11 protein-coding genes are annotated in these 14,323 nt (G+C 43.3%); 4 read left to right on the top strand and 7 right to left on the bottom strand.

Annotated elements, in window-relative coordinates; all coding sequences use genetic code 11:
* Nucleotides 1-169: 169 nt before the first annotated feature.
* Nucleotides 170-2,803, bottom strand: a complete 2,634-nt coding sequence (gene ppc, locus EAG18_RS16485) for a phosphoenolpyruvate carboxylase (RefSeq protein ID WP_125253461.1) — start codon at nt 2,801-2,803, stop codon at nt 170-172.
* 125 nt (nt 2,804-2,928) lie between these two features.
* Between ppc and EAG18_RS16480 the strand changes: the two genes are divergently transcribed.
* The 3 genes from EAG18_RS16480 to EAG18_RS16470 are packed head-to-tail and all read left to right on the top strand — an operon-like array spanning nt 2,929 to nt 4,685.
* Nucleotides 2,929-3,321, top strand: coding sequence for a DUF393 domain-containing protein (locus EAG18_RS16480; protein WP_125253460.1), 393 nt, complete (start codon nt 2,929-2,931; stop codon nt 3,319-3,321).
* Nucleotides 3,311-4,036: an SDR family NAD(P)-dependent oxidoreductase gene (locus EAG18_RS16475; RefSeq protein WP_125253459.1), complete on the top strand. Its 726-nt coding sequence runs from the start codon at nt 3,311-3,313 to the stop codon at nt 4,034-4,036. The genes EAG18_RS16480 and EAG18_RS16475 overlap by 11 nt, the downstream gene beginning before the upstream one ends.
* Nucleotides 4,037-4,043: 7 nt before the next feature.
* The gene (locus EAG18_RS16470) at nt 4,044-4,685 is read left to right on the top strand and encodes a flavin reductase family protein (protein ID WP_125253458.1); all 642 of its coding nucleotides are present in this window, start codon (nt 4,044-4,046) and stop codon (nt 4,683-4,685) included.
* Nucleotides 4,686-4,689: 4 nt separating this feature from the next.
* Here the strand turns inward: EAG18_RS16470 and EAG18_RS16465 are convergent, their stop codons facing one another.
* On the bottom strand, nt 4,690-5,475 hold the full coding sequence (locus EAG18_RS16465; RefSeq protein WP_125253457.1) for a DUF6279 family lipoprotein: 786 nt from the start codon (nt 5,473-5,475) through the stop codon (nt 4,690-4,692).
* Between the two features lie 137 nt (nt 5,476-5,612).
* Here EAG18_RS16465 and EAG18_RS16460 point away from each other — a divergent pair, with 137 nt between their 5' ends.
* A complete protein-coding gene (locus EAG18_RS16460) occupies nt 5,613-6,338 on the top strand; it encodes a tetratricopeptide repeat protein (protein ID WP_125253504.1) in 726 nt (241 codons plus the stop codon).
* A gap of 94 nt (nt 6,339-6,432) precedes the next feature.
* On the opposite strand, the gene EAG18_RS16455 is transcribed toward EAG18_RS16460, so the two are convergent.
* From EAG18_RS16455 to EAG18_RS16435, 5 genes are all read right to left on the bottom strand, one after another.
* Entirely contained in the window at nt 6,433-7,833 is a 1,401-nt protein-coding gene (locus EAG18_RS16455; RefSeq protein WP_125253456.1) for an aldehyde dehydrogenase family protein, read from the bottom strand.
* A 212-nt stretch (nt 7,834-8,045) separates the two neighbouring features.
* Nucleotides 8,046-9,494 carry an SLC13 family permease gene (locus EAG18_RS16450; protein WP_125253455.1) on the bottom strand — a complete coding sequence of 483 codons (1,449 nt, stop codon included), beginning with the start codon at nt 9,492-9,494 and terminating at the stop codon, nt 8,046-8,048.
* A 12-nt stretch (nt 9,495-9,506) separates the two neighbouring features.
* Nucleotides 9,507-10,451: a porin gene (locus tag EAG18_RS16445; RefSeq protein WP_125253454.1), complete on the bottom strand. Its 945-nt coding sequence runs from the start codon at nt 10,449-10,451 to the stop codon at nt 9,507-9,509.
* A gap of 606 nt (nt 10,452-11,057) precedes the next feature.
* Nucleotides 11,058-12,410, bottom strand: a complete 1,353-nt coding sequence (locus EAG18_RS16440; protein ID WP_125253453.1) for a sigma-54 dependent transcriptional regulator — start codon at nt 12,408-12,410, stop codon at nt 11,058-11,060.
* Entirely contained in the window at nt 12,403-14,124 is a 1,722-nt protein-coding gene (locus EAG18_RS16435) for an ATP-binding protein (RefSeq protein WP_125253452.1), read from the bottom strand. The genes EAG18_RS16440 and EAG18_RS16435 overlap by 8 nt, the downstream gene beginning before the upstream one ends.
* Between the last annotated feature and the right edge of the window lie 199 nt (nt 14,125-14,323).

Genomic DNA, 14,323 nt, shown 5'->3' with positions numbered 1-14,323 from the left:
AACTGGTTGAACCAGCCGCGCATTGTATAGCTCAATGAGAATTACTGTCAACAAATATAAGATTAAAAAACTAAACATATTAAAAAAACCAATCCATTGGGATTGGTTTTTTTAATATGATCAATACAAATGTTAATTACCGTGTGAATGAATTATCCCACATGGCACATCAACCAGTATTTCGCATTCCAGCAGCTATCCCCGTCATCGTTATCATTAAGGCGAGCTCTAGGTCATGATTTGTGTCTTCTCTTACACGTTTAAGAAGCTCCACCTGCAATAAATTAAGCGGATCTGTATAGGGGTTTCTGAGTGCTATTGACTCTTTAATCCAAGGCTGCTGCGATAGTAATGAAGACTCAGGCGCAAGCCCTCTAATAAGCTCGATTGCTTGTTGTAAATTTTCTCTTAGTTCATCACCAAGACCTTTATATTCAGCGCTGACAAGACTGGTATCGTACATTTCGCTCAACCAAAGGTCTGCTTTACAAAATACCATCTCTAGCATCTCAAGGCGTGTTCTAAAAAACGGCCACTTCGCACTCATTTGCTGCAAGGTGTCTTTGCCAAAGGCTTCAATTGCAGCCTCGAGCCCTTCCTTAGCGCCTAACCATGCAGGTAGCATCAGGCGGTTTTGGCTCCAAGCGAAAATCCACGGTATCGCTCTTAAGCTTTCAACCCCGCCTTGTGGGTTACGCTTGGATGGCCTTGAACCGAGCGGTAACTTAGATAGTTCTTGCTCTGGCGTAGCCATTCTAAAGTAAGGAACAAACTCAGGCGTTTCCCGAACTACTTGTCGATACTTATCACAAGAGGCCTCACTGATTGTGCGCATTACTTCAACCCAAGTAGGCTCGGGTTTTGGAGGAGGTAATAAGTTACTTTGAAGAATTGCACTGGTATAGATAGAGAGACTTTGCATCGCCACTTTCGGTAAACCGAATTTAAAGCGGATCATTTCACCCTGCTCGGTGACTCGTAATCCACTTTTTAACGAGCCTGGTGGTTGTGAGCGTAACGCTTGAGCAGCTGGAGCACCGCCGCGACCAATCGTACCACCCCGACCGTGGAATAAAACCAGTTCAATACCTTTTGTATCAGCCAACGTAACCAGCTGCTCCATAGCCTCATACTGTGCCCAGCCAGCAGCCATCATACCCGCATCTTTTGCTGAATCGGAGTAGCCAATCATTACATACTGTTTTGCGCCAATAGTTCCTTTATACCAGGTGTTATCAAACAAACCGGAAATGACTGTTTGTGCGTTATTTAAATCATCTAAGGTTTCAAATAATGGGGCAACAGGTAAATCAAATTGGCAACCGCTTTCTTGTAACAATAGGTGCACCGCGAGTATGTCAGATGCACTTTGTGCCATTGATATAATATAAATACCCAAAGCACTGCTATCTTGCTGGGCGATAACTTCAAATGTTTCTATTACTTCTTGGACATTTGCACTCGGTTGCCAGTGACGCGGCAGTAACGGCCGTCTAGAGCTCAGCTCTGTAAGCAAAAAGGCCTGTTTATCTTCCTCTTGCCACTGCGCATAATCGCCCAACCCGAGATAACGCGTGAGCTCAGAAAATACTTCAGTGTGCCTTGCCGAATCTTGACGTATATCCAATTTACATAAGGACACACCAAAACAGTCTATTCGTCTCAATACATCTAATAGTAATCCATCAGCAATATTACTCATGCGGCAGGCAACCAAAGACTGATAACAGGCTTCAAGTGGCTCTCTGATTTGAACCACTTCTTTTATTTTATCTTGGTACTGAGAAGGCATACCTTTGATCTTATACTCTAGCGCCGCAATAGTTTCTTCTACATCGGCCCGCAGCTGTTTGAGCACATAGCGATAAGGCTCGTGACTACCATTGGCACGTTCACTAAAAGGTGCTGACGCGTGACGCATCGACAGCTCAGCTCCAAGCGTTTGTAAGTCTCGACGGTATAAATCCAATGCCATCCAACGACCATGATCTAGTACAGACTGAGTAACATGCGAGGTAACAAATGGGTTTCCGTCTCTGTCACCTCCCATCCAAGAAGTCAGTTGAATTGGGCTAAAGTGTGCAGGTAATTGTAAATTTAATCGTGTTTTAACTTGCGTATTAAAATAGCGAACAAACTTCGGTACTGCCTCCCACAGGCTATTCTCAATAACCGCAAAACCCCACTTTGCCTCGTCCAGAGGTGTCGGTCGCTTCTCTCGAATATCACTGGTATGCCATGCCTGAGAAATTAACTGTTCAATGCGATCAAGCACTTCATCGTAAACAGGGTCTTCACCTGAGATGTTTTCCAACTGTTTTAAACACTCGCTTAGCTCTACATGTTTATTGATAATGGTTCGTCGAGTCACTTCTGTCGGGTGCGCAGTTAACACTAAATCAATTTTAAGTTTGCTGATCACGTCAGCGACTTCATTTAAAGTCAACTCACCTGCTTCTACTTTGCTTTGTAACTCGTCGAGTGTGCGGTCTATTTCACCCATCACGCCGTCTGGCGCCCCCGATTTTGAGATGGTGTGAAATTGCTCAGCAACATTTGCAAGGTTTAGAAAGTGATTGAATGAACGGGCAACAGGCAATAAAGCCTCGTCACTTAAACTGCGTAACGTTTCGATTAATACCAGCCTATCTGACTCGTTCCCACTTCTGGAGGATTTTGCCAAATGCCTGATTTCTTCAACTTTGTCTAACGTCTCTTGCCCTTGTGCTTGTTGAATTATCTGTCCTAACATCTGGCCTAGAAGGCTTACGTTACTGCGTAGGCTTGTGTATTGCTCTGTCATACAATCTCCTTGATGAAAAGATACTCGAACTTCACTATACCGAGAATTTTTTTAATTGCGAACGATCTATTTTCAAGACAATAACGTAAAAAAATGACAAAGAATCACGTTAATACGGTTTGGGAATGATTGTATTTTATGATGGTAACTGTCCACTATGTATGAAAGAAATGGACGCGTTAAAAAGTGCAGACAAGGCAAATAAACTAGATCTAGTAAACATTCATAGCTTGCGCTTTGAGCAGGACTTCCCCGAAATTAGCAAACAAGCCGCTATGACCAAACTCCATGCTTATGACAACCAAGGCCAGCTTCTTCTCGGGCTAGATGTCACGGTAGGCGTATGGAGGACAGTAGGCAAGCATCGCTGGCTAGGGTTACTTCGCCTGCCTGGCGTAAAGTTTATCGCGGACAAATTTTATCTATTTTTTGCAGCCCATAGAATGAAAATATCGAATTTACTGATGCCAAATCAATGTGGTATTAATCAAAAAGGGAAGTGTGACGGTGACAGATAAGGCGATTGTGGTGATTGGCGCCAGTTCAGAGATTGCCAAGGCTTTTATCACCGAGCAGGCCAATCGCAACCCTGACCTAAAAGTGATTAGCATCTCAAAAAAACCGAGTGGTCATGACCAAAATATAGCGGCTCACTTTCAATGCGATTATTCACCAAGTCAAATTTCTCAAGTCGGTAAATCTATAAAAGACCTCAACCTCACTATTGCAGGCGTTACTATCTTTAACGGAATGCTGCACAGAGAAGATGGCAAGCTACCAGAAAAAAAGCTGGAGGAAATAGACCTTGATTACAGCATGATGCTGTTTAACATAAATACAATGCTGCCTATGTTGTGGTTGCAAGCCCTGCTCCCAGCCTTGAAAGGTAAAAATTCATGCGTGGTAACAGCATTATCCGCCCGAGTTGGTAGCATCAGTGACAATCAACTTGGCGGTTGGTATAGCTATCGCAGCTCTAAAGCCGCCTTAAATATGATGTTTAAGTCCGCTGCTGTGGAACTTGCAAGGCGAGCAAAAAACATCAAGCTGGTACTGTTTCACCCGGGCACAACCGATACTCCGCTATCTAAACCTTTTCAAGCCAATGTACCTAGTCAAAAGCTGTTTAGTCCCACATTCGTAGCAGCACAACTCAGCGATATTATTGCGAGACAAAAAGTTGATGGCACCGTAAGTTATGTAGACTGGCAAAATAAACCGATCGATTGGTAGATAAATAATGAAACACTTTTCAAACGAAGACATTAACAAACTTGAACAGCGTTACCGTGCGTTGTTGGTAAACTCTCTTTCTGGTTTTAAAAGCGCAAACCTAATTGGTACAGTGGATAGTGCAGGACAAGAAAACCTCTCTATTGTTAGCTCTGTGTTTCACCTCGGTGCGTGTCCGCCATTAGTTGGGGTTATATTTCGCCCCCATAGTGTTTCAAGGCATACACTTGAAAACATATTAGAAACCAAGACTTATACTATTAACCAAGTAAATGCACAGATTTATACCGCAGCTCATCAAACCTCAGCACGGTATGATAAAACAGAGTCCGAATTCGAGCACACAGGGCTTACTGCTGAATATTTAAACGGTTTCTCTGCTCCCTTCGTAGGAGAAAGCCGTCTAAAGTACGCACTCGAACTACGAGATCACCAACGCATAAAACTCAATGATACCGAGTTGGTCATAGGAGAGATAACCGCTTTGCATGTCGATGAAATTGCGCTACAGCCAGACGGCTATGTTGATATAGAAGCACTAGAGAGCGTTGCAATTTCAAGCTTAGACGGTTATCACACAACTAAACGCTTAAATAGACTTGAGTATGCCAAAGCACACCAGCCGACGCGTATTAAAAAATTAGGTTAAGGCGTTACAAACTCTTTAATAGCTCCAGCAAATCGCGGAGCTCTTCCTCAAAATGCGCCTCTTGTTTATCGCTCATTGTCGCTCTTAGCCGTATCGCTAAAGATGCGGTCGCAGCTATTCTTCTATTTTGTATTTCAACGATGCGTGCAGGCAGCTGCTGTGGTTCAGTAACAATCGCTTTTTGAAATAAGTCCCTAGATAGGTGCTCGTCATTACTGAGCATTAGCGCTTGCTTAAATTGGTTGAAGCGGCGCTGTTGATGAGCGCGCCACACTTGCCGTGCAAATTCTCCTTGCTGGTAATGCTCATTTATTATCGCTCTTTGAGCGTTATTCAGCTTACCAAGCCAACGCTCATATCGGCGATACTGATCTCCGTCTTGCCACTCATCTTTTAGCAACTGAGTCTCCAAATTAGTGATGAGCATCTCCTTTTGTTGCCGATTTAACGTGTTTAAATGATGCACTAACTTTGGAAACACTTGAGCGACAACAGAATACCAGTAGTGACGTGTAGTATCGAACAGTGCTACTACATCCGCTTCTGTCATCTCCTGCCAATTGTTGATAAGTAATTGAACTTGAGACTGATACTTGGGTAATTCTGACTGTCTATGCCAATTGACCAAGGCTTCAACATCAGACTCTAGTTGGTCTTCTTGTTGATCGGTGAGATCCACAAAGTCTGATATATAATAGCTCGCAAGCCACCCAAGGTTGTTGTATGCCAAACGTTGGCTGCAACCAACCAAAATGGTGGCACATAAAATCAATAGCACGCACTTTTTCATTCCACTACCCTGCTGTTTTTTATTATTTTATATTAACGTAAGCAATCGCATTTTAGATTTGAATTTTGTAAATCCTTGTTTCTGGGATTAGAATAACAAACAGTACAATAAGCATAGCTACCTAAAGGAGATCTATGATGTTAGGCAAAATTTCCAAGGCATGTGTCGTGTTGGCATTACTTAGCCAAGCGCCATTTGCAAACGCAGGATTAGAGGAAGGTATTGATGCGCTTAATGCCGGCAGATTTGAAGAGGCGCTACAAGAATTCAACTATTTAGCAGAAATGAATTATGCCCCAGGTATTTATCAATTAGGTGTAATGTATGAAGGTGGCTATGGCGTTATCAAAAACCAGCGCAAAGCTGCTGAGTTATTTCAACAAGCCGTAAAACTTGGGGAAGCCGATGCAATGTTTGCTCTGGCAGTGATGTATGACGAAGGTCGCGGTGTAAAAAAAGATCGTTCAAAGTACGTTGAATTAATGAAACGAGCGGCAAACAAAAACATGCCTGCAGCACAATTTAACGTTGCACTTATGTATGCTAACGGAGATGGCGTGACGCAAAGCTACCGTCAGGCTCTAAACTGGTACGAAAAAGCCGCAGCAAACAACTATACCTTAGCCATGTTCAATTTAGCTTTGATGTACTTCCAGGGGTTAGGTGTTGAAAAGAGTATTGAGCGCTCCTATGTTTGGAACACATTAGCAGAGTTCAATGGTTATGCAGAAGCAACAAAAAGTCGCCTCCTTGATGAGAAACAGCTTTCACCTTCACAAATAGAGCAAGCAACGGAGCTTGCCAATAGTATTTACGAGCGTATTCAAGCCGGTAAATATGTAGCTGAAACAAGAACTAAGTAATTTAGCACAGTTGTAGCGGTAAACTGGCTTTAGGAAGCTAGGCCAGTGCATCGCTACTAAGCGGTCTGCGCATTTCAACGCCCCATATTTATTATTATTTTCGCAAATATAACCACTCTAAGGGCTTGGTTAACAACTTAGAATGACCGAGCAGCATCTTATTGCGCCATTTGGTGTTTTTAGAGTGCAACACCGACTTCTTGTGACTAAAAGTATAAAACCCTTCTTCGCCATGGTACTGCCCCATTCCAGAATGCCCTAACCCGCCAAATGGTAGTGACTCTACTGCAACGTGAATAATCGTTTCATTAATAGCAAGCGCACCCGCAGCTAACTCCCGAGAGGCCTTATTAATCGCATCTGATGACTGCGTAAATAGGTAGCTTGCAAGCGGGGTTGTATCTTCTCTGATATATGCAATCGCACCTTGTAGGTTGGCTACCTTTAAAATCGGTAAAATGGGCCCAAACAACTCTTCTTGCAGCACCCGCATAGACTTGTCGACCTCAGTGACAATATGTAGTGGTAATTGCCGGTTATCTTGAGACGGCTCTGCCTGCCATACATTAGCGCCCTTGCCTTTAGCATCGCTAATGATGGTGTTTAAGCGCTGAAACTGCCTTTCATTAATGATGGCTGTTTGATTTTTGAGGCCAACTTTAGGCTGATAGGACTTCTTATAGTGACGTTTTAATGCTGCAACCAGTGCATCAAACTGTTCATGATGAACCAGCACATAGTCAGGTGCGACGCAGATCTGTCCGGAATTAGACAGTTTCCCCATTAAGATACTCATTGCAGCTGTATCAATATCGGCATCATCCAAGACAATGACAGGGGATTTTCCACCGAGTTCTAAGGTCACCGGAGTCAGATTTTTCGCTGCTGCTGCCATTACTTTTTTGCCGACCTCAGTTGATCCAGTAAAAAGCAAGTGATCAAATGGCTGTTCAGTGAACATAGCGGCAATATCAGGGCCTCCCTCTATCACACAGACCTCATTATCTAGCCCATCAAATAATGTACGGATCACTTTATTGACTGCTGGTGTAAACTCACTGAGTTTAAGCATTGCTTTATTGCCAGCAGCGAGTGCTGTGATAACAGGAACTATCGCAAGCTGGATCGGGTAATTCCATGGCGCTATCACCCCTATTACTCCCTTGGGCACAATATCAATACCAGCGCGACTGGGTAGCCACTGTATACCTGCAAATCGACGCTTGCTTCTACTCCAGCGGGGCAGGTGTTTACTTATGTAGTCAATTGCATTAACACACGGCATAATATCAGCAATAAGTGTGTCAAACCGACTTCTTTTGCCAAAGTCCTTGTCTGCGGCAGCAACAAACTGCGCTTGAAGTTTTAACATTCTGCTTTTCACATCTCGCAGTAAACGCAATCGCTTCTCAATAGCCGGATAAGGCTCTTGATGAAACTGACTTTTTAGCTGTGTAAACGTGGCAATTAAATTACTGGTATTGTCTTCAATCATTGTAAGGTCCTACTATCACTCGACTCGAATATAGCAAGGAACAAATCTAGGGTCTATTAATACCATTTTGGATAACCCCTAAGAGCGATTCAACAGTAAACGATGGGTTAACTGGAAAAACAGGGTTAGAAAATTGGTTTTATACTCGTTGAGACAGGCTGCGTATGACCGAGTTGCCCTTCGATGGACACAGCCTGTGGAGAATGGCAACTTTAAAACCCTAGTATGGCGCTCGCTAAAGTCAAGGTTACAAACGTAATTAAACATATCGCCACCAAGTTCAACACGAACCCAGCTCGGATCATATCTTTGATTCTTATCTGTCCCGACCCAAATACGATGGCATTTGGTGGAGTTGCTACAGGCATCATAAATGCACAGCTTGCAGCAATAGCAGCGGGCACCACCCAAACTAAGGGCGAGCCTGTTATAGACTCTGCGACGGGACCAAGCAAAGGTAAAAAACCGGCCGCTGTCGCAGTATTACTGGTAATTTCCGTTAAAAACGTGATCAACGCCGCAACCACTAACACGCTCAGTACCAGCCCTATTGCATCCGCGCCAGCCAACAGGTTAGCAATGTAGTCAGCAAGGCCTGATGACTTAATTTGCGCGGCCAATGACAGTCCACCACCAAAAAGTAATAGGATTCCCCAAGGTACTTTTGCTGCGCTTTCCCAATCAAGTAGGCGCTCATCACTATTTGCTTTTGCCGGTAACACAAAAAGCAGTAATGCAGCTGCAATTGCGATTCCAGTGTCAGATAGTTTTAAACCAGTAAAATCACCAATAAGCGGCCTAAAAACCCAACTAAGCGCTGCAAGCACAAATATGGCAAATACACCTTTTTCAGCCCTAGACATGTTACCTAGCGCTGCTAGCTGACTGGTAAATAGAGACTTGGTATCAATACTTACCGCTTCTTGGTCTACCTTATAAGTCACTTTGGTTAGCCAAAACCAAGCAAATGCTAACATCACGATTGATAGCGGTACACCTATCATCATCCATGTGGCAAAACCAATTTCTATTTGATAGCTATCCGACAAATAGGCTGCCATTAGAGCGTTTGGCGGTGTGCCAATGAGCGTTGCAATTCCACCGATACTGGCACCATAAGCAATAGATAAAAGTAACGCTTTAGCAAAGCTTTGACTGTCACCACCTTGCTCTCTCACTAGGTGAATAACAGAGAGCGCAATTGGTAACATCATCACTGCCGTTGCTGTGTTAGACATCCACATGGATAAAAAAGCTGTGACGGCCATCATCGCCAAAATTTGAGTGCTAGGTTTGCTGCCCGCGACTAACATGGTGTTGAGTGCAATACGCTTGTGTAGCCCCCACTTTTCCATCGCGATAGAGATAAGAAAACCGCCCAAGAACAAGTAAATTAAAGGGTGTGCAAAAGGAGCTGCAGCACTTTTCATTGAAGTTATTCCGGCCAAGGGAGAGACCACTAAAGGCAACAAAGAAGCCGCAGGGATAGGGACAGCTTCCGTTATCCACCACGACGCCAACCAAAATGTTAGCCCTGCGGTTCGCCACGCTTCAATGGACATACCTGCTGGTGGCTCGGTTAAACACGCTATCAACATAACGATAGGGCCTAACCACAAAAATAATTGCGACCTTTTGTTTTTTGTACTTTCAACTGTCATGATCGGATCCCTTTAAAATCTGTACTTCAATCCAAGCGCTATACTCGTATCATCTTCTGTATCAAGGTCGAGCCGTGTTGCCATTACATACAAGTTAGTTTGCTTATCAAAGAGATAGTCTGTTCCCAAACTCCATTGCGTTGCATCTTCATCATGGCGTAATCCGCTGGTGTCTCGGGCAAACTGTAATTTAGGACGCCAATGATCGCTTAGCTGATAACTGGCACTCACCACATAGCCCTTGCCTGATTTATCTTTTGCTAGGTTTTCACTGTCTTGGATAATGGCACCAAGTTGTAACTTTTGCCACTTGTAAGCCAGAGCAATGCGCGTAGCTAGCAAGTTGCCGATACTGTCTGTATGACTGAGCGCTATATAATAATGTTTATTTTTTAATGCTCGATCGCCATAAATTGCTGTCGCAGCAAGCCCTGCTTGTTCATTACTCGCATCATCTTTAGGAGTATAAGTGAGCGAGAACGACATATTATTCCAATTTGGCGAAGTGTATGTAATTGAGTCTCCAACTCTATCTTGTCCAGCAAGGACTTGGGCGATATCACTTTGTGTTTCATTAAACTGATCAACTTTACCTTCACTAAACTTAAAGCGAGTATCATTGCGACCAATTAGCACAGTGCCAAATTGTCCAGCAAGGCCAACATAGGTGTTTCTAGCAGAAAATGGCTCTGTTGTGTCGTCATGTTCAAAGCCCTTTACCTGCACTTCATATTTATAAACAAGTTTTAGGTCACTTGCTAACGTATGCTCGCCCTTTACCCCAATTCTTGAAAACGGTGCATCAATTTGCGTCCCAGCTTTAGTGTATCGCATGACCCCTTTATCCGTATTTGCGATTTGGACTTCTGCTTTGCCGTAAATACGATAGTCTGCTGCCATCACACTGGCGGTCGCTGATGTGGCTAACACAGCCACGATAAATTTACTTGCTGTCATTGCTTATCTCATTTTTTTGATTGTTGTCACTAGGTGTAACGCAATTCTGAGACCAGCATTATTTTTTAATTTAGAATCATGAAGATATAAAAATTCACTACAACTAATTGATACATAGTGTGCGGTTTTCCACACACGCAACCTTTATGTTTGTCACTAACTTCACCCACACTCGTACAAGCTCACAGACCTTTTAATTATTCGAAGTTCATATATGGGTCTCCTCCATTTTTGCAAAGTCACCTTACCCCATATCCCTGTGGGGCAACACAGTAAAAATGCCAATCAAGCGCAGCCCTTCGGGTTCATCTGAATACGTTTTGTTCATTGTTACTCAACGTTTGCTAGGATTATTAGGTAATTAAGTGGTCTATTTTGAGGCGAGAAAATCTTGTCGATAACTAGGCAAAAATTTTGCTATTTAGTTGTTCTAAATGAGAAATTTTTAACGCTGTTAGCGTCAGATTTACTCCTTCAAATTGAGCAAGTATTAAGTCAAATTGGTATTACTATGAATGTATTGAGCGTAGTGTGAAGTAGTTAACTGAGCAGTGGTTTAAACCTGCCCTTAGTTTACATCAATAGGGAGTGGCTACACCGTAAAAGCTAATCCCCACCAGCAAACATAGTGCGATTTAAGCCATATTTATTCATCTTGTCGTAAAGTGTTTTTCTTGGGATTTGTAGCAAACTCATGGCTTCTTTGATGCTGCCTTGGCTTTGAGCCAAGGCTTCCTCAATCAGAGACTGCTCATAATAACTGACTTTTTCAGCCAAGCTTAGCGTGTCTTCAGACCAAGTTGGGTTGATGCTGCTGTCACTCATCGCTCCACCAAGCAAGATATGTCGTTCAGCATGATTGCGTAGCTCCCTGACGTTCCCCGGCCAAGGCTGAGCCAATAGTTGCGACTCAAGTTCTGGACTTATCGGTTGCATTGGCTTGTGAAACCGCGTGGCTGCTATTGAGCTAAAATGCTTATAAAGTAAAGGAATATCTGCTTTCCTCGAGCGCAGCGGTGGGATCTTCACTTTGACAAGATTCAGTCGGTAGTACAGATCTGATCGGAACTTACCTTGCTCGACAAGTTCATGCAACTCTACTTTGGTTGCGGCAACCACTCTAATATCAAGCGCGATAGAAATGTTGCTACCCACTGGCGTTACACTGCGCTCTTCAAGCACTCGCAACAGCTTAACTTGCAGCGCAGCTGACATTGCTTCAATCTCATCTAAAAATAAAGTACCTCCTTGAGCAAAAGAGAACTTTCCCTCGCGTGACTCCTTTGCTCCAGTATATGCACCGCTTTTAGCTCCAAATAATTCACTCTCTATAAGTTCTTCTGGAATTGCACCACAGTTTATGGCCACAAAGTTATGCTTAGAACGCTCACTGTGGTCGTGTAAATAACGTGCAACCAGCTCTTTTCCTGTGCCAGTTTCACCCTCGATTAATACATCTGCTGGCGTATCAATAATTGCATCAAGTAAATGCAGCATTTGTTGCATTTGCTTTGTCTCACCGAGGATCCTAACACCTGGGGCTGATTTCTTCTTCACTTGAGCTTTAAGCGCGCGGTTTTCCATCACCAAGCGGCGCTTATCAAGCGCCCGCTCTATACAGTCTAAAAGCGGTTCAGACACTGGCTTTTCAAAAAAGTCATAGGCACCCTTTTGAATAGCCTTAACCGCGACCTCTACATCAGCATATCCTGTGAGAAACACCACCGGTAGCTCAGAATCAAATTGAGTTAATTGCTCCAAAAACTCGATGCCATTCATTTCAGGCATATTAATGTCGCACAGCACCACCCCCTGAAATTGGCGCGAGAGTTTTTTTAAGGCAGGAGCGGCATTGGTATAACAATGGACTTCATATCCTTCAATTTCGAATAGCTGCTTGAGCGCATCGAGGATACTTGGTTCATCATCAATAATTAACAACGTCTTGTTTTCAGTCATGCGGCGGGTTCTTCATATATAAACTAATTAAAAATTCTGCACCACCTTGGGGGTGATTGTGGGCACTCAATTGACCCTGAAACGACTCGATAATTTGTTTTGAAATAGACAATCCAAGTCCTAACCCGTTACCACTTTTAGTAGTAAAAAACGGTTCAAAGATAGTCGATAAAGCATGTTGCTTAATTCCCTCGCCATTATCAATAATAGACAGCTGTACTTTGTTTTCATGGGCTTGGGCACATATTTTTATACGCTTTTGGTGCTGCTCAGTCAGTGCTTGACAGGCGTTACTAATGATATTGACCAACACTTGTTCAAATTTAAATGGGTCTACCCAGATATTGCACGCTAAGCCTTCGCATTGCACTTCAACACCTGTGCGCTTTAGCTCTGGGCCAACTATCACCAGAGCGTTATCTACTGAATGCTTGAGGCTAGTCGTCAGCATTTTATTATCATGATGCTGACTAAAAGACTTTAATTGCGCAACAATTTTGTGCACTCTGGTGATCAATGATTGAATCAAAACCATGTTTTCGACAACAGGCTGCACCTCGCCTTTTTGTGCAAGACGTTTGGCACTTGCAACATACGCACTCATGGCGCTAAGAGGTTGGTTTATCTCATGGTTGATACTTGCACTCAACTGCCCTATGGTGGCAAGTTTTGCCGCCCGGATCAACGCATCTTGCGCATGCTCTAGCTCCTGCCGACGATATGCAACTTCAGCTTCCAACGTGCGCTGACTGTATAGTAGTTGTCGATAGCCTGTAAGCTTACTCAATGTATACTCAGCGACAGCGAATATAATTATCAGGATAAGTGCTGTGATCCCAAGCCGTCCCCACTGCGCTGACTTAATTGCTGCCACCTCGTATAACAAATAAAGCGTGTATTGCGGCAAGAGTACTTGTTGTTGCACTAACACTTCCCCTTGGTGCGTCGCACTCCACGCTCGGTTGTCAGACAATTCGCGCCAGCCAATAGGCTTTAGAGGCTCATTCTCAAACTGTCTTGCAACAGTAATTCGCTCACGTTGAGTTGACGATAATGCCAATAATGTTCCCAGGCGCCACTGCTCTACATTCGATGCAAGTACAATATTATTACTGTCTGCGATTAAGAAGTGGCTATTGGTGCCGGTATCTAGTTGAGCTTTGTCTGACTCAAATTTACTGGCATTCACTTTCATGACCACTACACCTAACAGCAAACTGTCCTCATACACAGGGTTAGCAAAGTAAAAGCCTCGTGTCTTAGATCTCAATCCCAGAGCAAACGATACATTGGCATCGCCTTTGATGGTTTGGTAGAAATAAGGACGAAAAGCAAAATTGCTTCCCTTGTAGCTATGTAGTTTGTCCCAGTTGCTGCTGGCGATCACTGTGCCGCTAAGGTCTAGTAAATAGATGTCTGATGCACCACTGGAGATTTGTATATCTTGAAGGTAACGATCGAGTTCGTTGTCATTGTCATCGCTTTTTGGCTGAAGGCCAAGCTTTACCAAAGGACTTTGACTCAATTGAGATTGTATTGCCTGGTAACGGCTAAACTCAGCTTGAACGTACCCCTTGAGCTTTTCCAAATTACTTTTAGTCWGGCTGAGTATTCGCTCTTCATCCTGCGTGACATTAAAAAAATAGCTTATCCAAAGCCCACAAAATAATAGTAAAAAGTAAATTAATATCTTAATTGAGAACTTATGCGACACATGTGACTCCTGAGCAGACTCGATGAGTCTAACAGAAGCCACATGTCAATAAAATCACATCTTTATACCCATTAATTAAATGGCCTATGCTAAGGCGAGAAAACCTTGTCACTAACACCGCAGTTGGTTCCTTTTAAGCTGGTAAAAGCTTTACTACTTAGTTGTTCTAAATAGCAAATTTAAACCTATTTAGTGACTG

This window comes from Pseudoalteromonas sp. J010 (genome assembly GCF_003934235.1).
Lineage (GTDB): Bacteria > Pseudomonadota > Gammaproteobacteria > Enterobacterales > Alteromonadaceae > Pseudoalteromonas > Pseudoalteromonas peptidolytica.
Note: the sequence above shows the minus strand (reverse complement) of the source record. Positions and strands in the feature narration are given on the sequence as shown.

Coding starts and splice junctions, on each gene's coding strand:
- ppc (WP_125253461.1), bottom strand. CDS start 2,803: ATGACAGAGCAATACACAAGCCTACGCAGTAACGTAAGCCTTCTAGGC.
- EAG18_RS16480 (WP_125253460.1), top strand. CDS start 2,929: ATGATTGTATTTTATGATGGTAACTGTCCACTATGTATGAAAGAAATG.
- EAG18_RS16470 (WP_125253458.1), top strand. CDS start 4,044: ATGAAACACTTTTCAAACGAAGACATTAACAAACTTGAACAGCGTTAC.
- EAG18_RS16465 (WP_125253457.1), bottom strand. CDS start 5,475: ATGAAAAAGTGCGTGCTATTGATTTTATGTGCCACCATTTTGGTTGGT.
- EAG18_RS16460 (WP_125253504.1), top strand. CDS start 5,613: ATGTTAGGCAAAATTTCCAAGGCATGTGTCGTGTTGGCATTACTTAGC.
- EAG18_RS16455 (WP_125253456.1), bottom strand. CDS start 7,833: ATGATTGAAGACAATACCAGTAATTTAATTGCCACGTTTACACAGCTA.
- EAG18_RS16450 (WP_125253455.1), bottom strand. CDS start 9,494: ATGACAGTTGAAAGTACAAAAAACAAAAGGTCGCAATTATTTTTGTGG.
- EAG18_RS16445 (WP_125253454.1), bottom strand. CDS start 10,451: ATGACAGCAAGTAAATTTATCGTGGCTGTGTTAGCCACATCAGCGACC.
- EAG18_RS16440 (WP_125253453.1), bottom strand. CDS start 12,410: ATGACTGAAAACAAGACGTTGTTAATTATTGATGATGAACCAAGTATC.